21 protein-coding genes are annotated in these 19618 nt (G+C 70.2%); 7 read left to right on the plus strand and 14 right to left on the minus strand.

The features are described from left to right. Window positions 1-128: 128 nt before the first annotated feature. The 3 genes from AB0J69_RS48105 to AB0J69_RS48115 all read left to right on the plus strand — a co-directional run bounded on the left by AB0J69_RS48105 (window position 129) and on the right by AB0J69_RS48115 (window position 2136). Window positions 129-524: a RidA family protein gene (locus AB0J69_RS48105; RefSeq protein ID WP_364132582.1), complete on the plus strand. Its 396-nt coding sequence runs from the start codon at window positions 129-131 to the stop codon at window positions 522-524. Between the two features lie 77 nt (window positions 525-601). Further along, window positions 602-1078 (plus strand): DUF488 domain-containing protein, encoded by a 477-nt coding sequence (locus AB0J69_RS48110; protein ID WP_364132583.1) that lies wholly within the window; start codon window positions 602-604, stop codon window positions 1076-1078. Between the two features lie 134 nt (window positions 1079-1212). Beyond that, on the plus strand, window positions 1213-2136 hold the full coding sequence (locus tag AB0J69_RS48115) for an SDR family oxidoreductase (protein ID WP_364132539.1): 924 nt from the start codon (window positions 1213-1215) through the stop codon (window positions 2134-2136). A gap of 92 nt (window positions 2137-2228) precedes the next feature. Here the strand turns inward: AB0J69_RS48115 and AB0J69_RS48120 are convergent, their stop codons facing one another. Beyond that, window positions 2229-2816 carry a TetR family transcriptional regulator gene (locus tag AB0J69_RS48120; RefSeq protein WP_364132541.1) on the minus strand — a complete coding sequence of 196 codons (588 nt, stop codon included), beginning with the start codon at window positions 2814-2816 and terminating at the stop codon, window positions 2229-2231. 96 nt (window positions 2817-2912) lie between these two features. On the opposite strand from AB0J69_RS48120, the gene AB0J69_RS48125 reads away from it, so the two are divergent. After that, entirely contained in the window at window positions 2913-3953 is a 1041-nt protein-coding gene (locus AB0J69_RS48125) for an NAD(P)-dependent alcohol dehydrogenase (RefSeq protein WP_364132543.1), read from the plus strand. A 192-nt stretch (window positions 3954-4145) separates the two neighbouring features. Here the strand turns inward: AB0J69_RS48125 and AB0J69_RS48130 are convergent, their stop codons facing one another. From AB0J69_RS48130 to AB0J69_RS48145, 4 genes are all read right to left on the minus strand, one after another. Continuing rightward, a complete protein-coding gene (locus tag AB0J69_RS48130; RefSeq protein WP_364132545.1) occupies window positions 4146-4886 on the minus strand; it encodes a MerR family transcriptional regulator in 741 nt (246 codons plus the stop codon). A gap of 67 nt (window positions 4887-4953) precedes the next feature. Further along, complete coding sequence (locus tag AB0J69_RS48135) at window positions 4954-5127, minus strand: hypothetical protein (protein ID WP_364132546.1); 174 nt, start codon at window positions 5125-5127, stop codon at window positions 4954-4956. A gap of 7 nt (window positions 5128-5134) precedes the next feature. Beyond that, entirely contained in the window at window positions 5135-5563 is a 429-nt protein-coding gene (locus tag AB0J69_RS48140; RefSeq protein ID WP_364132547.1) for a DUF1232 domain-containing protein, read from the minus strand. Beyond that, complete coding sequence (locus AB0J69_RS48145; protein WP_364132548.1) at window positions 5560-6150, minus strand: Chromate resistance protein ChrB; 591 nt, start codon at window positions 6148-6150, stop codon at window positions 5560-5562. The genes AB0J69_RS48140 and AB0J69_RS48145 overlap by 4 nt, the downstream gene beginning before the upstream one ends. An 886-nt stretch (window positions 6151-7036) precedes the next feature. Here AB0J69_RS48145 and AB0J69_RS48150 point away from each other — a divergent pair. After that, the gene (locus tag AB0J69_RS48150; RefSeq protein WP_364132550.1) at window positions 7037-7483 is read left to right on the plus strand and encodes an ester cyclase; all 447 of its coding nucleotides are present in this window, start codon (window positions 7037-7039) and stop codon (window positions 7481-7483) included. Between the two features lie 103 nt (window positions 7484-7586). Here AB0J69_RS48150 and rph read toward each other — a convergent pair whose 3' ends face one another. Beyond that, a complete protein-coding gene (rph, locus tag AB0J69_RS48155) occupies window positions 7587-10235 on the minus strand; it encodes a rifamycin-inactivating phosphotransferase (RefSeq protein ID WP_364132584.1) in 2649 nt (882 codons plus the stop codon). 301 nt (window positions 10236-10536) lie between these two features. Here rph and AB0J69_RS48160 point away from each other — a divergent pair, with 301 nt between their 5' ends. Next, window positions 10537-11979, plus strand: coding sequence for an OmpA family protein (locus tag AB0J69_RS48160; RefSeq protein WP_364132551.1), 1443 nt, complete (start codon window positions 10537-10539; stop codon window positions 11977-11979). 196 nt (window positions 11980-12175) lie between these two features. Here AB0J69_RS48160 and AB0J69_RS48165 read toward each other — a convergent pair whose 3' ends face one another. The 6 genes from AB0J69_RS48165 to AB0J69_RS48190 all read right to left on the minus strand — a co-directional run bounded on the left by AB0J69_RS48165 (window position 12176) and on the right by AB0J69_RS48190 (window position 17602). After that, window positions 12176-13228, minus strand: coding sequence for a serine hydrolase (locus tag AB0J69_RS48165; protein ID WP_364132552.1), 1053 nt, complete (start codon window positions 13226-13228; stop codon window positions 12176-12178). A gap of 69 nt (window positions 13229-13297) precedes the next feature. Beyond that, on the minus strand, window positions 13298-14701 hold the full coding sequence (locus AB0J69_RS48170) for a HAMP domain-containing sensor histidine kinase (protein WP_364132554.1): 1404 nt from the start codon (window positions 14699-14701) through the stop codon (window positions 13298-13300). After that, entirely contained in the window at window positions 14698-15375 is a 678-nt protein-coding gene (locus tag AB0J69_RS48175) for a response regulator transcription factor (protein ID WP_364132556.1), read from the minus strand. The genes AB0J69_RS48170 and AB0J69_RS48175 overlap by 4 nt, the downstream gene beginning before the upstream one ends. Window positions 15376-15393: 18 nt before the next feature. Then, window positions 15394-16035: a hypothetical protein gene (locus tag AB0J69_RS48180; RefSeq protein ID WP_364132558.1), complete on the minus strand. Its 642-nt coding sequence runs from the start codon at window positions 16033-16035 to the stop codon at window positions 15394-15396. Next, entirely contained in the window at window positions 16029-16988 is a 960-nt protein-coding gene (locus AB0J69_RS48185; RefSeq protein WP_364132559.1) for a nitronate monooxygenase, read from the minus strand. Before AB0J69_RS48185 ends, AB0J69_RS48180 begins: the two co-directional genes overlap by 7 nt. A 134-nt stretch (window positions 16989-17122) precedes the next feature. Further along, a complete protein-coding gene (locus tag AB0J69_RS48190) occupies window positions 17123-17602 on the minus strand; it encodes a hypothetical protein (protein WP_364132561.1) in 480 nt (159 codons plus the stop codon). A 95-nt stretch (window positions 17603-17697) separates the two neighbouring features. Here AB0J69_RS48190 and AB0J69_RS48195 point away from each other — a divergent pair, with 95 nt between their 5' ends. Beyond that, entirely contained in the window at window positions 17698-18279 is a 582-nt protein-coding gene (locus AB0J69_RS48195; RefSeq protein ID WP_364132562.1) for a TetR/AcrR family transcriptional regulator, read from the plus strand. Between the two features lie 110 nt (window positions 18280-18389). Here the strand turns inward: AB0J69_RS48195 and AB0J69_RS48200 are convergent, their stop codons facing one another. Together AB0J69_RS48200 and AB0J69_RS48205 are read right to left on the minus strand one after the other, a co-directional pair. Further along, window positions 18390-19223, minus strand: coding sequence for an endonuclease/exonuclease/phosphatase family protein (locus tag AB0J69_RS48200; RefSeq protein WP_364132564.1), 834 nt, complete (start codon window positions 19221-19223; stop codon window positions 18390-18392). A 138-nt stretch (window positions 19224-19361) separates the two neighbouring features. After that, window positions 19362-19583 carry a hypothetical protein gene (locus AB0J69_RS48205; protein ID WP_364132565.1) on the minus strand — a complete coding sequence of 74 codons (222 nt, stop codon included), beginning with the start codon at window positions 19581-19583 and terminating at the stop codon, window positions 19362-19364. Window positions 19584-19618 lie beyond the last annotated feature (35 nt).

Genomic DNA, 19618 nt, shown 5'->3' on the forward strand with positions numbered 1-19618 from the left:
AGAACGTTACCGGAATATACGACACAGGATGTCGTGGTTTGCTGGGAGGCTCATCACCACGACCAGGGGCGCCGGCGCGCCGATGGGCGTACGCAATGTCGAACGAACCGAATGGAGCTGATGTGGCGATGGAGCGAACGGCGGTCAACCCGTGGGCGTGGTCGGTGGAGATGGGGTACAACCAGGGCGAGATCGTCTCCGGGCACACCCGGACCCTCTACTGCGCCGGGCAGACCGCGATGAGCGGCGACGGCAAGCCCCAGCATCCCGGTGACATGGCGGCGCAGCTGGCGCTGAGCCTCGACAACCTGGAGGCCGTGCTCGGCGAGGCCGGCATGTCCCTCGCGGACCTCGTCCGGCTCAACGTCTACACGACCGACGTCGATCGGCTCTTCGAGCACTACGGCGTGCTGGCGTCGCGGTTGGGCGCTGCCGGGGTGGCACCGTCCACCACGATGCTCGGGGTGGCACGGCTGGCGATCCCCGATCTGATGGTCGAGCTTGAGGGGACCGCCGTCGCGTGATGCGACCTCGCCGCCTCCGGCAGGGCTGCCGGAGGCGGCACGAGCGGACGACGGGTGGGTGATTTCCGGTGCTCAGAATGGTGACGATCGGCGTCTACGGCTTCGGCGGCGAGTCCTTCCTGCAACGCCTGCGGCACGCGGACGTCCGCCTGCTGCTCGACGTACGCCAGCGCCGCGGTGTCCGCGGACCCGAGTACGCCTGGGCGAACTCACGCCGGCTGCAGGCCGCCCTGGCCCAGGCTCGGATCGCCTACGAGCACCACCCCGAGCTCGCCCCGACCACCGAGTTACGCCGGCTCCAGTACGCCGAGGACGACCGCCAAGGGGTCGGCAAGCGCTCGCGCCGCGAACTCGCCACCGAGTACACCCGCCGCTACACCACCGAGATCCTCGACCGCGCCGACCTCACGGTGATCGTGTCGGAGCTGCCGGGCAGCGGGATCGCAGCGCTGCTCTGTGTCGAGCGTGACCCCGAGGCCTGCCACCGCTCGTTGATCGCCCAGCGGCTGACCGAGCGGCACCACGTCACGATCGAGCACCTGCGCCCGTTGTGACACGTCACTTCCCAGGGTTCGCGGCAGCGGTGCCGGCCGCCGCCGCTCCGACCGGCGTCGACTACTCAACGTCAGGAGTTCGCCACGCTCAGAACATGACACTCGTTGTCGGCTTTTCTCGTTAGCTTCGCACCATGAACACCACCATCCCGGATCTGCGGGGCAAGATCGCCCTCGTGGCCGGCGCGACCCGGGGCGCCGGCCGCGGCACCGCCGTCGAGCTGGGTGCGGCCGGCGCCACCGTCTACGTGACCGGCCGCACCACCCACCGGAGCCGATCCGAGTACGACCGGCCGGAGACCATCGAGGAGACCGCGGACCTGGTGAACCGGGCGGGCGGCGAGGGCATCGCCGTCCAGGTCGACCACCTGGAGCACGACCAGGTGAAGTCCCTCGTCGAGCGCATCGAACGTGACCACGGGCGCCTCGACGTCCTCGTGAACGACATCTGGGGCGGCGAGCTCCTGGCCCAATGGGACACACCCCTGTGGGAACACGACCTGAACGGCGGCCTCCGCCTCCTCCGACTGGCCGTGGACACCCACATCATCACCAGCCACTACGCCCTCCCCCTGCTGATCAAGCGGCCGGGCGGCCTGGTGGTGGAGATGACCGACGGCACCAAGGACTACAACGACCACAACTACCGCGTCTCGTTCTTCTACGACCACGCGAAGAGCGCCGTGATCAGGCTCGGATTCGCGCAGGCGCACGAGCTGCGTCCGTACAAGTGCGCGGCCGTGACGCTGACACCCGGGTGGCTCAGGTCGGAGCTCATGCTGGACCACTTCCAGGTCAGGGAGGACAACTGGCGCGACGCCACCGCCCGCGAGCCGCACTTCGCCATCTCCGAGTCACCCCGGTACGTCGGCCGCGCCGTGGCCGCGCTGGCGGGCGACCCGGACGCCATGCGCTGGACCGGCCAGTCGCTGTCCAGCGGCGGGCTGGCCCGCGAGTACGGCTTCACTGACGTGGACGGCTCACAACCGGACTGCTGGCGCTACCTGGTGGAGGTCCAGGACCCGGGCAGACCGGCGGACACCACCGGCTACCGCTGACCTCGGCGTAGCTCTCTCCGGTGACCCTCTCCACGAGCTTCCGGCTCGACCAGCCGGCACCGGTGAGGGGTGACGCCGTGCACTACCGGTGGTCAGTCGGCCGCGAGGGCACGCCGGACGCATTCGCGGAGCAGGGTGCGGCGCTGTTCGTGCGTCTCGGCGGGCTCCTCGGCAGTCGCCGCGTAGACGTTGCTGACCGGTGACCAGGCCATGGACATGGCGATGACCAGGGCCATCACGTCGAAGGGGTCTCCCTGGCGCACTCGCCCGGCGGCTTGGGCCTCGGCGATGGCACGCAGCTTGTGATCCTCGAGGCGGTCGTGGTCCTCCACGAGGTGGCCGGTCGGCCGGCGCTCCAGGCGCGCCCAGGTGGCCAGCCGGATGAGGTCGGGGCGGCGGAGGTATTCGTCGTAGAGGCGTACGGCCCAGTCCGCGAGGTCGGCGGCGTCGATGGGGACGACGTTCACGATCCGCTCCAGCGAGCCGAAGAAGATGGTGTCGAAGAGCTTTTCCTTGTTGCCGAAGTAGGCGTAGAGCTGGGCCTTGTTGGTGCGCGCAGCGGCCACGATCCGTTCGATGCGCGCACCGGCGATGCCGTGCTGGGCGAACTCCTGGGTTGCCACATCAAGAATGCGCTGGTAAGTCGCGGCTCCACGCGAGGTCAGAGGCTGGTCCGCCATGCCCACGACGCTACCAGACAGAACAGTTGGTTTGTTTACTCGAGGGAGTGTGCGTACGATCCAATAGACCGAACAGTCTGTTTAAGGAGTGATGTCATGCGGACGACAACCGGCTGGCAGGTGGACGGCCCGACGGCGACGCTGCGGCGCACGCTGCTGGAGCGCCGCGACCTGCGCCCCGACGATCTCGCGGTCCAGATCGACTACTGCGGCGTCTGCCACACCGACGTGCATGCGCTCCGGGACCACGACGGCGCGGCGGGTCCCTTGGTGCCGGGGCACGAGTTCACGGGCGTGGTGACCGAGACCGGGCCCGCGGTCACCGGCTTCTCCGTCGGCGACCGGGTCGCGGTCGGCAACATCGTCGACTCATGCGGCGAGTGCCCCATGTGCCGGGCCGGTCAGGAGAACTTCTGTCACTCCTTCCCGACCCTGACCTACGGCGGCACCGACCGGCAGGACGGATCGACCACTCTGGGCGGGTACTCCCGCGAGTACGTCGTCCGCGACCGGTTCGTCTACCCGCTTCCCCCTGGCCTGGACCCGGCCGCCGCGGCTCCTCTGCTCTGCGCCGGCGTCACCGTCTGGGAACCACTGCACGCTCTGGGAGTGGGTCCCGGCAGCCGCGTCGCCGTGGCAGGGCTGGGCGGCCTGGGGCATCTCGCGGTCAAGATGGCCGTGGCCCTCGGCGCCACCACATCGGTCATCAGCCGCTCACCCGACAAGGCCGACGACGCACGCCGTCTCGGCGCCCACTCGTTCGTCGTGTCCACGGACCCGGAACAGATGGCCGCGGCCCGAGACGGGTTCGACGTCGTCATCGACACCATCGCCACCCCGCACGACCTCGGCCCGTATCTGCGCCTGGTCGCCATGGACGGCACGCTCAGCAGCCTCGGATATCTCGGACCGGTCTCCGTGGAGACCATGGACCTGCTCCTGGGCCGCAAGAAACTCAGCTCCGCAGGCAGCGGGGGCCGTCCTGCGACCGCCGCCATGCTGGAGTTCTGCGCCGCCAAGGGCATCACCGCCGAGATCGAACTGCTCCCCTCGGCCCAGGTGAACGAGGCCCTCGACCGCCTCCGTCGCAACGACGTCCGCTACCGCTTCGTACTCGACCTGTCCGACCTGAATTGAGCGGGCCGGGCGCGAAGGCTCCTGCGGCGAGCGCGGGACCTCGTCCGGCGACGTTGGCGCGGGCCGGTCCTGCCGGAGGACCCGAGGCCCTTCATGTCGCGCTTCGACCAGACCGTGCTTTCCTTGTGCCGGCCGGGCCGTCGTGGTGGCAGCGAACGGGGCCGGCCGCGCCTCATGCGTCGCGCACCGTGATCACCGGGAGCCTCCGAAGCCCACGCTGAAGGCCCGCTTGAGGTATTCCCAGGCCGCTGTCGTGAGCAGACCCTTCGTCGCGGCCTCCGCCCCCTGCCGATCGATCTTGGAGTAGAGCGCGGACAGCACGCTCCTGTCGTCCCCGGTCATCTCGGTGACCGCCGTGAACCACTCCCCCGCCAGGTCCTGAACCTCTGGATCGGCCGGGTCCGTGCCGCGCTCGGCATATTCGGCCGCCCGCGCGGCCAGCTCCGCCATGCGATCGCGCCAGCGGGCGAACCCCGCGTCGCCGACCTCCACGTGCCGCCGCCTGAGGCTGGCGAAGTGTTCGGGAGATAGGTGCTTGGCCTGCATCATCGCCTCCATTGCCTGGATGAGCTGGTCGATCGATGGCTCACGGGCCTCGCGCAGAGCCTGGACGAGACCTTGGAGCTGCCGGTGCAGCCTGCGGTGCAGCTCAATCTGCCGTTCGGCCTGGGCGAGTTGCCGCTCGATGGCCGCCGGCAGATCGGCGCCGTCGCCGTCCAAATGGTTCGCGATCTCACCCAGCGGCATGTTCAGCTCGCGCAGCGCCAGGATCCGGTAGAGGCGGCGTACGTCATCGCCGGTGTAGAGGCGATGACCGGCCGGCGAGCGGCCGGCCGGACACAGCAGCCCGATCTGGTGGAAATGGCGCAAGGTCCGCACTGTCAGCCCGGTCGCGGTGGCGAGCTCCCCGATCTTCCAGCACTGTTCGGTCACAGCAGGGACGCTATGACCTGACGTCGCGTCAGCCGCAACTCCAGAACGGCGGCACCCCGAGGTGCGTTCAGCATCGCGGTACGGTCACAGGGCTCCACCTGCCACAACGCTCGCCGCCCCTTCCCTGCTCGGGCCCGCCGAGCTCGATTCCGGCGCGTCCGGCGAAGTCGAGGGAGCCGCCGGTGTCGAAGGTGACGTCCCGGGGCCCGACGTCGTTGAACGAGCCGAGCGTGCAGTCCATGGTGGGATCAGGGAACGGCCGGCGGCTTGCCGAGCCCGGCCAGCCGGGTCAGGACGGTGAAGCCGTCGTCGGTGCCGGGCCAGTGCCGGCGTACGGCCTGCAGCCCGGCGCGGCGCACCACCGAGCGCAGCACGGCGACCACGATGATGGCGTCGTCCGCATAGCCCAGGACCGGGATGAAGTCGGGCACCACGTCGATCGGGAAGGCCAGATAGGCCAGCAGCAGGACGAGCCGGACGCGGACACCGCGGGGCAGGTCGGGGTCGGCGGCCAGGCGCCGCACCAGGCGCAGCACGTCCGGCAGCAGCCGAAGCGCCTCACGCAGCAGCCCGCCGCGCGGCCGGACGATCGCCAGCATCGCGATCAGCGCCAGCCACGCGACCAGCAACGCGACGGCGAGCCCGATCAGCAGATCCCATCCCCACGCTCCGGTCACCGCCGGCCGCCTTCCTGCTCGCCGGTCTCGATCGCCTCGGCGGGGTCTTCGGCCGTGAGCGCGGCCTGCTCGAAGGCGGCCAGATCGGCGGCCGCGTCCTCGACCGCGGCCCGCGCCACGGCACCGGCCGGGGCGGCGAAGTAGTCACGGGCCGCGATCTTGGCCATCCAGGAGCGAAAGCGCTCCAGGTCGGCCTCGGACTCCTCGACCTCGGCATACGTCGCCCGGCCCCGGGCCCGCTCCGCGGCCAGCTCTTGCCGGAAGGCAGGCAGCCGCTCCAGCACCTCGGCGTATTCGGCATCGCGGGCAGCGTTGAACTCGCCGACGATCTGCCGCTCTTCGCCCACATCCGTGAGCGCCACATGGAGCATCCGGCCGGAGCCGCCCTGCTGGTGCACCCGGTCCAGCAGCCGGCGCATCTGCCGCACGGTCTGCTCGCGCTCGGGCAGCAGGCAGACCGACTGCTGCAGATACAGCGCGCCCAGCGAGCGCAACTTGCGCCACACCTGCACGCGCAGGGTCGGGGCGGCCCCGGCGGTGGACACGCTGACCAGCAACCAGCCCGACACATCCGGCTTGTCCGCCACACTCCCATGTTACATCCGTAACAACGACGCGCAACGGAGGGTCGTTCTGGTTGGAACACGGTCCGCCGCCGGTGACGACGACGGCCCCAAGGGAAACGGCGGGCACGAACATGCTGGAACTTGACGAGACCGACCGGATGATGACTTCGCAATTGCGTACCGGGCCGACGGGGAAGGCGATTTTGACGGGCGCTTGGCAGCGCCGTCCAGCCCCTCGCGCCGAGACTTAGAGGAACGACGAAAGCGTCGGCGAGGACGCGCGGCCGCGCGGGTGACATCCGTGAGGCCGAACGCCTCTCGATGCCCGCATGCCGGCTCCCGAACCCGAGCCCAGAGGAACGAGCGCCACCATGTCCCATCACCTCGACTCTCCGATCGCCCACCAGGACCCACGTCTGGACATCACCGGTTTGTACGTCTTCCGCAAGGAACGCGGCACCGTCCTGGTCAGCGACCACAGCCGGTCCGCCGCCGGCGAGGGCTCCCCGCGCGGCCTGCACCCCGAGGGCAGGTACGGGTTCAAGATCGACGCTAACGGCGACGCGCTGGAACTCGACGACGCCGAACTGCTTCCGGCCGCCGGGCAGGACCGCCGGATCGGGGTGTGGGCGCCGGCGAGCCTGGCCACCGACGCGGGCGGCCGGCGACCGATCGACCGCGCCGGGCTGTCGGTGATCCACCCGCTGTTGGAACGGCCGTGCCCGGACCGACAACGCGCCCGACGTCATGTTCTCCTTCGCCGCCAACACACCCGTCACGCTGGGGATCGACCAGGAATCGGTCACCAGCCGCCCGACCACGACCTTCCCGTACGTTCCACCCAGGCCGTGACGCTCGCCGGGGCGTACGGACTCGCTCACCCGCTCGAATCGCTTGGAGGTGCCCCGTGTCGACCTACTGGGAGCTCAAACACCGATTTTGCGACGCCGTCAACGCGCACGACCTGCAGGGCGTGCTCGACTGCTACAGCCCGGACGCCGTCCTCGTCACGCCGGCGGGCGTCGCGCAGGGACACGACGAGATCAGCTGGTTGTACCAGCAGCTCTTCCAGGGGTTCCCGGACTTTCAGATGGCAGCGTGGTTCGAGCTGGGCGACTGCGACAACCCGGCCGTCACCGAATGGACCTACACCGGCACCCATACCGGCCCGCTCCTGCTGCCCGACGGGCGCACGATAGCGGGAACGGGCCGCCGCATCGCCATCAGAGCCACCTGCAGCGCCCATGTCTCCGACGGCAAGATCGACTCGCACCGTGAGTACTACGACCAGCTCGAGCTGTACAGCCAGCTGGGCTTCGGCCTGGTGGAACTCGACCGGATCCCGACCAGATAACGCAGGCGCACGAAACGCCCTGCCATCACGACGGACACCCAGCGCCCCAGCGCGCGTCGCGATCGCCGCGTCGACGTCCCGCTGCGGGGTCCGGTGGGACGGTTCAGTCGAGGATCTGGACGTACCCGTCGGTGCCGTGGACGCGGATCCGCTGCCCGTCCCGGATCAGCCGGGTGGCGTGCTGCACACTCACCACGGCCGGCAAGCCGTACTCACGCGCGATCACCGCCCCGTGCGTCATGAGGCCGCCTACCTCCGTCACCAGTCCGGCGACGGTGACGAACAGCGGGGTCCAGCTGGGGTCGGTGTAGGCGGTGACCAGGATGTCGCCCGCCTCGAGGTCGGCCCGGGCGATGTCGGTGACGACACGGGCCCGGCCCTCGACGGTCCCGGCCGAGACCGGGAGGCCGGCCAGCGCGCCGGGCGGGGCGTCCTCGCGCCGATACTGGCCGGTGATGGCCTCGCCGTCCGACGTGAGGACCCGGGGCGGTGTGAGCGCCTCGTACGACCGGAACGCCTCCCGCCTCGCCCGAACCAGTTCGGCGTCCACGTCGTCGGTGCGCACGACTTCCTGCAACTCCTCGAACCGGAGGAAGAAGATGTCCTCCTTCTCGCGCAGGATGCCGGACCGGACGAGGCGATCGGCTTCCCGCAGCAACGCCTGCTTGTAGACGAAATAGCGGCTGACCATGCCGTACTTGGGGTACTCCCGGTATCCGGCGAAGGTGCGGACGCGGTCGATCATCCGCTTGGTCTCCTCGGCCTTCTGCTCCCCGTCGGGCAGGGCGCGCAATCGCGTCAGCAGTTCCTGCTCTTTCCGTCGTGACTCCTGGAGTCCTTGTTCGAAGTGTCGCTTGCCGGCGCCCGGCTCGAAGTTCTTGACGTTGCCGAGGATGGTGGGCACGAGTGTGACGGGATCCTCGCTCCAGCGCGTCCTGGTGATGTCGATCTCGCCGGTGCAGCGCATGCCGTACTCGTCGAGGTAGCCCCGGATGGCCTCACGTGCCTCCCGTCCGCCGGCCAGCCCGGCCAGCTCGTCCAGGAAGCCGTCGCCCTCGCGGCCTTCGTCCACGACGCGGTGCAAGAACGCCACGACGTCCGCGTGCGGTCGGATCGTGTCCGCGACGTCGAGGAGCGCCAGCCCCATCTCCGACGTGACGTTGTGCGGGACGGACTGCGTGAGCGCGTCGGCCGCGTTCTTCTCGCCCAGCCACGCCTCGAGGTGGTCATTGAGCCACCAGGTCGCCTCCATCCCCGCCATGATCGCCTGGAAGCTCCGGCGATCGAACAGGATGCGCCTCAGCTCCTCGATGTCGGCCAGGATGAAGCCGAGCAGCGCCGGCCCGGACAGACCCTGGATCTCGCGCCGCAGGGTGGCGACCGACGCCTGGTTGTGTCGGATCAGCTCGGTGACGACGGCCGGATCGGTCTCGATCGGGGCGGGTGAGTCACCGGAGGGAGCGGCGCCGGCGGGTGCGGGGGCGGCGGGTGCGGCGCCGGCGGGTGCGGGGGCGGCGCCGGAATCTTCGTCCGGAAGCGAGCGGATGAAGTCGCCGCGGTCGAGGACGGTCTGCAGCGCGTCCAGGATCAGCGGGTCGGACTTCCCCAGGGCCCCGAGGATGTTCGCGCGGCCCGCAGGCGTCGCCAGGGTGGGGGCCACGTCCACGAACAACCGTCCGCCCGCCTCGTGCATCGGCCGTGGAGTCGTCAGCTGCCACAGGGAGAGTCCCAGCGGCTTCATCGCGTCGGTCATCATCTGCTGGTGACCGACGGAGATGTAGACGTGGTTCTCCTGGTCATCGGTCGTGGGGAGGGGGAACAGGGTGGTGATCGGCCGGCTCTGGACGACGTGGAAGTCGTCGCCGACCAGGCACCATTCGATGTCCTGGGGCCGGCCGAAGTGCGCTTCGATACGCCGGCCCAGCCGCACCAGGCGCACGACCTGGGCATCCGTCAGAGCCGGCCGCGCCTGCCGCCGCGGCTCGACCGGTACGTCCTGGGTGCCGCCTCCCGGCGACGCCTGGACGAACCGCTGCTTGGTGGCGACCGCTGCGGTGACGACCCGATCGTCGCGCACCGTGTAGACGTCCCCGGTGACCAGACCGGAGACCAGCGCCTCGCCGAACCCCCAACCGGCTTCCACGGTGGCGATCTTCCGGTTCGAGGTCACGGGATCCGCGGTGAACAGGATCCCGGCCGCGTCCGGGAACACCATCCGCTGTACGACCACGGCCATCCGTACCTTCCGGTGGTCGAAGCCATTACGGAGCCGGTAGGTCACTGCCCGCTCGGTGAACAGCGAGGCCCAGCACCGCCGGACGTGCCGAAGGATCGCCGCCGGCCCCACGATGTTCAGGTACGAATCCTGCTGGCCGGCGAAGGACGCCGTCGGCAGGTCCTCGGCCGTCGCGCTGGAACGCACCGCGTAGGAGGCCTGCTCCCCGAGCCGGGCGAGCGATTCGCTGATCGCGGCGACGAGATCGTCGGGCACCGCGGCACCTTCGACGGCGCGGCGGACATCGGCGCTCAGGGTGCGGATCGCCGCGTGGTCGTCCGGTTCCACGCGCGACAGCAGATCAAGCTGAGCGTCGATCGACGGCACCTCTGCCAGGACCCGCTGGAAGGCGTCCGTCGTGACGCAGAAGCCGTCCGGCACGCGGATGCCATCGATTCGGGAGAGCTCGCCCAGATGCGCTCCCTTTCCGCCGACGTCTGCGACATTCGTCGAGTCGATCTGCTCGAAACCCAGCACGTAGCCCAATTCCGTTGCTCCATCGTTCGTTGGGGTCGTTCGCAACGGGCAAGTATGAAGCACTTTCTGGCGCCTCATGAGGCGCGCGAATCTGCTATACAGTGAAAATGGTGAGGAAAGGTGCGCGCCGCTTGCGCAGCCTGACCCCCTTCCCCCGGCACCATGGCCGAACTCCAGGCGTCGACCGGTGCGAACACTCCGCTGGGCCGGCAACTGGACGGGCGCCGTCTGCTGGCGGCCGGTGCGACAGGCGATTCGCGGCGATCGCGTCCAGGCTGTCCACCCAGAACGTGCGCAGCCCGTGGGCGACGCGAATGGCCAGTGCCTCGTGGTGCAGGTCGGGGTCGCCGGTGAGGTGGGCCTGTTGCTGCCGCACGTCCGCGAGGACACGTGGCATACCGAGCTCGCGAGCGACGGCCGCCGCACGGTCGGGCTCGCCGCTCGCCACCTGTGCCTGTGCGAGGCAGGTGTCCTGAAGCTCGCCGAGCTCGGTCAACGGCGCACTATGCGAATTCTGAAGGTGGATGTTCTACCGTCAAGGCTCATGTGGGCAGCATCGGAGAGATCCATCATGACGAGAACATGGCTCTTGACACCATTGCTGGTCCTGGTGATGGCCGCGTGTGGCGTTGGTACGACCGGTGGGGGCGGGGAGGAGCGTCAGACACCGGCGAACGCGAGCTCGCAAAGTGCCACCACGACGACCGATCCGCCGACGAGCCCGACCTCGCCGGCGCCCACACCGACCGGAGCCGAGCCGGCAAGCTGCCCGAACGGGAAGCTCATCCCGGCGGTGGACAGCCCAGCGGTGCATGCCGACCCGGTGGTCATCCCGGAGGCGAAGGTCGGCGGCACGGTCATTCCCGCCGTCACCATCCCCGGCGTCGACATCCCCGCCCTGCACATTCCCGCCCAGTGCACCGAGATCGCCTCGGCCCCTGGAGGCTGCCTCGGCGCGGCGTCGATCCCACCGGTGTCGATTCCCGCCGTGGAGATTCCGCCGGTCGAAATTCCCGGCGTCAACGCGGGTGGGATCAAGCTCGACCCGGTTCGGGCCGACGGGAGACGGGCCGAGGAGCAGCACGCCGAAGGCGTGTCGACGCCCGAGGTGTGCCAGGTCGAACCGAAGGCCGGGGGCACCGTGCCGTACGTGATCAGGCCGTTCATCATCCGCCCGGTCATCATCAGACCATTCATCATCCGGCCCTTTGTGATCCGCCCGGGCGCCTGCAACGATCGCAACGAATGCGTCCCCGCCGTCGAGGTGCCCGCGGTCGAAGTGCCCGCGGTCGAGGTGGGCGCGGTGGAGATTCCGGCGGCGGAGCTGAAGTCGTACGAGGTCGGCAAGAGCGAGGTCCTGCAGGGGGACGACTCGATCGCCTTCAGCATCAAGGCCGACGTGCTGTTCGACTTCGACGAGGCAACCATCAAGCCGGCGGCCGCCGCCGAGCTCAGGCGCATCGCCCAGGAGATCGAGGAGAAGGCAGAGGCAGGCGCGCCGATTGCCGTCGACGGGCACACCGACGCCAAGGGCGAGGACTCCTACAATCAGCCGCTGTCCGAACGACGAGCCCAGGCGGTCGTCGAGTGGCTGGCTGCTGAGGGCGGCTTGGCGCGGTCACGGCTCAAGGCGCGAGGATACGGTGAGGCCAAGCCGGTCGCGCCGAACACCAAGTCGAACGGCTCGGACGATCCGGCAGGACGCGCCAAGAACCGCCGGGTGGTCGTTTCCACGACAATCTGAGCCGTGCCGACCGATCATCCGGGCTGGGTCAGCGCTGGGATCGGGAGGCGGTCGGAGTGGCCGGCCGGTGGAGAGCCCGGCGACGCTGTTCATCCCGGCCGGCCGGTGAGCCGACCGGCCGGGCCCGCCCTTCCTGCGTCCAGATGGTGATCAAGGTAGTGCGGTGGCCTTGCACGCGTGACGGGAGAGCACGGCGTCAGCGGGTTCTGGCCACCTCGGCGGCCACGGCGCGGAAGGCGGTCAGGGCCTCTTCCTGGTCGGGGCGAATCGCGGCGGTGGTCGATTTGACGATGACCACGCCGTGTCGGGGAGAGACGTAGATGTACTGGCCGCCGAACCCGGCGGCGGTGAAGTCCCCGCCTTCGCCGAGCCACCAGTGCAGGCCGTACCGGGGGTTGGCAGGGGACGGCCTGGTGGACGCCTTGACCCAGGAGGCCGGCACGACCTGGCGGCCGTTGGCTTTGCCGCCGCGCAGGTAGAGCAGGCCGAAGCGGGCGAAGTCGCGGTCGGTGGCGTGGTAGCAGCAGTAGCCGAGACCGTCGCCGTGCGAGTCGTTGCCCACGGTGGCTGTGTACTCCATGCCGGCGGGCTGCCAGAGCTTCCGTTCCACGTAGTCGTGGTACGCAACCCCCGTGGCCTTGCTGACGAGCCGGGCCAGGACGAAGGAGTTCATGCTCGTGTACTCGAACCTCTCGCCCCAGTCCCACCCGCGCTCCTGCCGGGCGGCCATCTTCTTGATCGGGTAACCCTTGTTGGCGGCGACCTGCAGGCGCGGCGCGTCTCGTGCCTCGTCCCAGTCGATGCCCGAGGACATGCGCAGCAACGCGCGGATGGGCACTCCGGCGTAGCCGGAGCCGGCCAGCTCGGGCAGATATCTGTCCACGGGATCGTCGATCGAGCGGATGCGCCCCTCGCCGAGCGCGATGCCGACGGCGGCCGAGGTGAACGACTTGGCCACGGACCAGGACTGGAACCGGGTGACCCGGCTGGCACCGGTGTAGCGTTCGACGACGATGTCCTGGCCGTCGAGCACGAGGAAGCCGTTGGTCTTCGTCCGGCTGAGGAAGTCGTCCAAGGTTCGTTCCTGCCCCTTGTAGGTGTAGGTCACCGCGATTTCTCTCGGGGCGGTACGCAGCTCCACCGGATGTGCCGACGGTCTCAGCACGTCGGCGGTCCTGGCCGAGGCCGCGTTCACACCCGGCGCCGCCAGCATGAGCGCCAGCGCGGCCGCGTAATGGATGATGCGCATGTCATCTCCTCCGAAGGATCGCTCCGGCGGATCGTGACGCACCTTTCTGGCATCTCTCTGGCAAACGAGCTACTCCAGCCAGGACCGTGCGGCGGATCGCGCGGGTTCCTGGCCGGTCATGGGCAGGCGTACCTCAGCGCGTGTCCCCGGGCCTTCGAGGCAGGCGCTCAGCGTGGCGATGCCGCCGTGGAGGGCCGCCTGCTGCCTGACCAGCGTGAGCCCGAGCCCGGATCCTGGGCTGCCGGAGCGGCGGCGGAAGCGGGTGAACATCGCGTCGCGGTGCTCCGGCGCGATGCCGGAGCCCGTGTCCTGGACGGCGAGGGCGATCTCCTCCCCCACATCCAGGGTCACGGTGATCGCGGCGCGGCCGGAGGCGTCGGCGCCGTGGACCGCGGCGTTGTCGAGGAGGTTGTCGACGATCAGGCGCAGCCCCTCCGCCCAGCCGTGTACCCGGGCGCCCTCAGCCGTGCGGGCGCTGATCGTGGCGTGGGGGTGGCGGCGCCGGGCGTCCTCGGCCGCCTCGTCGACGATCGCCGCCAGGTCGGTCTCGGCGAAGGAGGTGGCGTCGAGCAGCTCGCCACGCGCGAGGCGGCTCAGCATCGTGATCAGGCGCTGGATGCGCCCGTGCTCGGCGACCAGGTCAGCGACGATCTCGGCGCGGTCGGCGGGGCCGAGATCGGGGTGGTCCAGGAGGGTGAGGTTGGTGCCCATGCTGGTGAGCGGCGTGCGCAGCTCGTGCGCGGCGGTGGCCGCGAAGGCGCGCGAGGTCTCCAGGGCCTCGCCCGTGCGGGTCACGGCCGCGTCGCGCCGGTCGAGGAGGTCGTTGAGGAGGCGGGCCAGCTCGTCGATCTCGGCGACGCCGGCCGTGGTCGCCAGGCGCGTCTCCGTACGGGCGGGTGTGTCGATCGCCCGAGCCTGACCGCCCAGCCGCGACAGCGGCCGTACGGCGAACCTGCCGAGGGCCAGCCCCGTGACCACGCCCACGACGGCGGCGGCCAGCGTGACGGACACCAGCCGGTGGGCCAGCAGCGCGATCTGGTCGCTGAGGCGCTCGTGCGGCTCGAACAGGATCAGCCGCGCCTCCCCCTGCCGCCCCAGTTCGACGGCCGCGAACCGCCAATGCCGCGCCCCTTCGGCGTGGTCGCCGGGACCGGCACCGGACGGCAGGCTGTCCGGTACGTCCCCGATGACCAGGAGTTTCTCGCCGCCCGCCGCGACGCACACCCCTCCAGCGCCGGCAGCCGCGGCCAGCCGCTGCTGGAGGAAGCCGGGTGGTACGGCAGGCAGCACGCGGGCCCGCCACGCGAACGACCCCGCCATGGGGCTCAGCGCCTTCAGCTGCGACGTGAGCTGTTCGTCACGCTGGTCGCGCAGGTCCCGCGCGACCAACCCCAGCACGACCAGGCCGGCCAACGCGACCAGCAGCGGCATGGCGACCGCCAGGCAGAGCGCGAAACGCGTGGACAGCTTCATGGCTCTCGCAGCACGAACCCCACGCCGCGCACTGTGTGCAGCATGCGCGGCTCGCCGCCCGTCTCCAGCTTGCGCCGCAGATAGCCGACGAACGTGTCCACCGCGTTGTCGGTCACCTCGAAGTCGTAGCCCCAGACGCGCTCCAGCAGCACGGGCCGGGTCAGCACGACGCCGGCGTTCCTGGTCAGCACCTCCAGCAGGTCGAACTCCCGCCGCGTCACCTCCACCTCACGGCCTCGCAACGTGACCCGGCGCGCGTCCGGCTCGACGACGAGCGGCCCGACCCGTACCGCCGTGCCCGGGGCGCGTCCGGCGCGGCGCAACAGGGCGCGCAGGCGCAGGACCAGTTCTCCCAGGTCGAAGGGCTTGACGACGTAGTCGTCGGCCCCCGCCGCCAGCCCGGCCCTGCGGTCGGCCACCTCCTCCATGGCCGACAGCATCAGGACCGGCACCTGCGACCCTGACTCACGTAATCGGCTGCACACCTCGATGCCCGACATTTCCGGCATGGACACGTCGAGGATGATCGCGTCGGGCCGCCCGGCCGCCCGCTCGAGCGCCTGCCGCCCCGATTCCGCGGTGTCCACGGCGAAGCCCTCCAGCCGCAGGCCACGGCGGAGCGAGCGCAGGATGGCCGGATCGTCGTCCACGGCCAGGATCCGATACGCCGTCATCGCCGCAGTTTAAACGGGTCAGACCCGCCGCGATGCCGATCGCCCTGCCGTGGCTGCGGCGCCGAGCCCCAGATGGTCATCGTCACCGCGATCCTGGGCCCCTGGGCCGGACGAGTCACCCAGGGCGGCGATGAAGGGTTCGCGGACGCGGGGGTCGCAGTGGGCCTCCTCCAAGGCTCGCTTGTCCGCGTCGGGGTCGGACCCAGCCGCGTGGTCGGTGCCACGCCCGCACGCGACCTGCATCGAGCCGGCTCCGTCCCAGCCCGGACCGGACGGAAAGGTGACGTCGATGACGACCCGGTTCCCGTTCAGGTTGATGGTCAGGTAGCGGTGCACGTCCCACAAGCCTTCCTCCGGCACCGCGGCGGCTGCGGCCGGGCCGAAGCGGCGGGCGGCGTCCTCGGGCGTGCACCGATAGACGCGATGGACCAGCCGCGGTTCCGTGTGCGGCCAGTGTTCCGCCAGGACGGCTGCCAGCAGCGCGTGCTTCGTCGAGCACGTTCCTCGCCATTCGGCGAGCGCCCCTTGCGCGCTTCGTTTCGTGGGACGCCCGTAGGGCATCGAGCGCACCGCCTCCACGACCTCCGCCAGGGAAGCGTTCTCCGGTAGACCCGCCCTCGCTGTCAGCGATCGCGACATGGGGTCATCGCCGGTCAGCATCTTCCGGCCCTGGCCAGGGCCTCCTCGGCCTGCGTGGCCAAGGTGGTGACCAGGTCTCCTGCTGAGGGCAGGTCGGTGATGAGGTCGATGGCCTCGCCGGCCCAGACCGGTAGCGCAGGTATGGCGCCTCGCGCCACGTCGTTCTGGTACTCCTGTCTGGCCTGGGAGTCGTCGGCGAGCTCCGCCTCGCGGCCGCGCCATCGGTCGAGGTAGGGGTGGCCGAGGGTGCGGGCGGGGTACTTCGATGGCCATCGGGAGCCGCGCGCGATGTCCAGCACGGTGCTGCGCTCGGTGTCCTCCCCCTGTCCTTCGACGATCGCCCTGGCGATCGCGGGGTCGACCAGAGCCTCGACGGTGGCCTGGAAACGGCTGCCGATCAGGGCTCCGGCCGCACCCAGGGCCAGGGCCGCGGCCAGGCCGCGACCGTCGGCGATCCCGCCGGCCGCCAGCACCGGCACCGGATCCGCGAGATCCACCACGACGGGTACGAACGGCAACGTGGACCGCCCGCGCCCGGCGCCATGGCCACCCGCTTCGGTGCCCTGCGCCACGATGACATCGGCGCCCAGGTCCACGGCCCGCCGCGCCTCCTCCATGTCGGTGACCTGAATGATCAACGCGGCCCCCGCTTGACGGATGGGCTCCACGAACGGGCTCGGGTCGCCGAAGGACAACATGACCGCCCGGGGGGCGTACTCCAGCGCGTGCTTCACCGCATCGACATCGATCGCCCATGTCAGGAAACCGACACCCCACGGTTGATCGGTACTCGACGCGACGATCGACACCTCACGGTCCAGCCACGCCCGATCCCCGTTCCCGGCACCCAGCATCCCGAGCCCGCCGCCCCGCGAGACGGCCGCCGCCAGCGCACCGCCGGCCGAGCCGCCCATCGGCGCCAGCGCGATCGGCTGCCGCACCCCGAACAACCTCGTGAACTGCGTCGACAACACCTGAACCACTCATCTCCGAACTCCGATGGACAGGACATCAGGCAGCGCCGGCCGGCCCACCGCGACCGGCCATGCCCCGCCCGCCGAACCGGCCACCACCGAACCGGCCCCCGTGCCCGGTTCGGCGGCCACCGTCATCGGGATGCTCGAATCCTCGCCGCGGCGTCGCGGAGCAATCCGGGGATCAGCCGCCGGTGGATGACGGACAACGGGGGCCACCAGCCATGGCCCAGGAGCCCGTCGTAGTGCAGAAAGGTCCCCAGCGACACCCGCCCGGCGGCTGTGTGTACGAGGAAGTTGCCGGTCAGGAACCAGGAAGCGGCCTCGAGCCGGATCCAACCCGCGCCACGCTCGCCGATCCGCCATCCGCCCACGGTGGCCGGCGATCGTCCCCGGCTGAGGCGGAGGCCGAGGAGGCCGCGCCAGATCAGCACTTCCGCGGCGCTGGGAGCGTCACCGAACATCGCCCGGGCCCACTCCTCCGGTGTCGCGTCCACGTCCGCGGAGAGGGTGAATCGGTCGGCGTAGTCGATGCCGGGCAACGAGGTGAGCGCGCGGACGGGTTCGGGGATGTTGTGCGTCCCCACCGCACTGACGACAAAGCCGACGGACATCCCACTGCCTCCATTCACCTATACGATGCCGTATAAAACCAGGCTAGCCCATTTATACGGTGGCGTATATAGGGGGGAGGTGGGTGAGACACATCATGGGAGCGACTCGCACGCCGCGTGACAGGTGGATCGAGGAGGGCCTGCGGGCGCTGGCCGCCGGCGGCCCGGATGCCGTCCGCGTGGAGGTGCTGGCGAAGAGGCTCGGCGTCACGAAAGGCGGGTTCTACGGGTCCTTCGCCGACCGCGACGCGCTGCTGGAGGCCATGCTGGACGCCTGGGAGCGGGAGAGCATCGACGAGGTGATCGACCGCGTCGAGCGCGAGGGCGGCGATCCGCGGACCAAGATCCGGCGCGCGGGCGTGCTCACCTTCTCCAGCGACCGCCTGCTGCCGATCGACCTCGCGATCCGGGACTGGGCCCGGCGCGACGAGGCGGTCGCCGAGCGCCTGCGGCGGGTGGACAACCGGCGCATGGCACTGCTGCGCCAAATGATCGGCACCTTCTGCTCCGACGCCGACGAGGTCGAGGCCCGCAGCCTGCTCGCGTTCTGCGTAGCGATCGGCGAGCACTTCCTCGCCGCCGACCACGGCGACCGCACCCGAGCCCAGGTCCTCGCCCGCGCCACCGACCTGCTGCTCAACCGCCTCCCGTCGGGGTTCGCCCCGGACCCTGACTGACCTCGGGATCCGCGTGGTGATCATCACCGTCGCGCGGGAACCCGTTGACGATCAGAGCGGCGTTCATGACGAACGCCCGGCGGTGGTGTGGTGGGACGGCGTAGGCGAGATCACTCTTCGCCGGGCTGCGTGGCCAGGTCGGCGAGCACGGCAGCATGGTCGGAGGGCCACACGCCGTCGACGGGGCGATCACCTGCACGGCGTACGGAGCGGACGTGGCCGAGGCCGCCGGGACCCGGCGGGCCGACGTGAATGTAGTCGATGCGCCCGGGCGGTTCACATGTGCGCCCGGCGTACGGGTTGATGGGGTCCCACGTGACCGCGGGCGCGGCGGGATCGGCGTACTCCCACACGTCCAGCAAGACCTGGCCGGGGACGGCGGGGGCGGTTCTGTACCCGGCCAGCAGCCGCATCTCGTCGGAGTCCGGCAGGGCGTTGTGGTCGCCGGTGACCACGGCGGGAAAGACCGTGTGGCCCTGCCGGGCGGCGACGAACCGGGCCAAGGCGGTGACCTGGGCGCACCGGACCGCCGATTCGTGCGGGGCGGAGTTGAGGTGGGTGGTGAAGAAGGCGACCGGATGTACGGGGGCGTTCACCAGGGCGTACAAGACCTGGTGGCCATCGTCGCGGCCGCCCGCGGTGGGCAGCCGAAGCGTTGCGCGGTCGATGATCGGCCACCTGCTGAGGATGGCGTCGCCGACGTCGGCCGTCGCATCGCCGAGCCGTTCGTGCCAGCGGCCGGGCCGGTCCGAGGCCGCCCAGGTCCAGTGCATGCCAAGCCGGTCGGCGAGCCATTCGGCCAGGTTCTCATCGGCATCCGCCCAGACTTCTTGCAGGCCGATGAGGTCGCAACCGGCATTCTCCAGGGTGGCCGCGATCGCCTGCCGCCGAGCTTGCCAGGGGCCGAATCGCCACCACACGTTCCAGGTCAGTATCCGGATCAAACTGCTCACCTGCTCGCGTTCGCTTGCTGACGTGCTCGCCGGCACGGCCTCCACTTCGAGTGCGAATCGTCGACGGCTCGCCTGCCCGTCACGGCTTGGCGTCCTCGGTCAACGCGCCCATGCCGGTGGCGAGCTCGATCATGGGCATGACAGGTCCTCCGTGGGGTTCTGGTCGTACCGCGCCAGCTCGACCGGGTCGTGGGCACAGAACACCTCAAGCCGAGGCGGGTGCGAGGCGTGAAGTTCGCGCAGAAGAGCCAGGGTCGCCGCCGCGAACAGGCCGCCCGTCCCGTTGGTCAGGCGTCGGCTGGCGGGATGCATCGTGCCGCAATTGAGATGGTTTACCCGCATGGATCCCATGGGTGCATCATGAAGCTATTAAGTACTTACTAACA

This window comes from Nonomuraea sp. NPDC049709, assembly GCF_040674815.1.
Lineage (GTDB): Bacteria > Actinomycetota > Actinomycetes > Streptosporangiales > Streptosporangiaceae > Nonomuraea.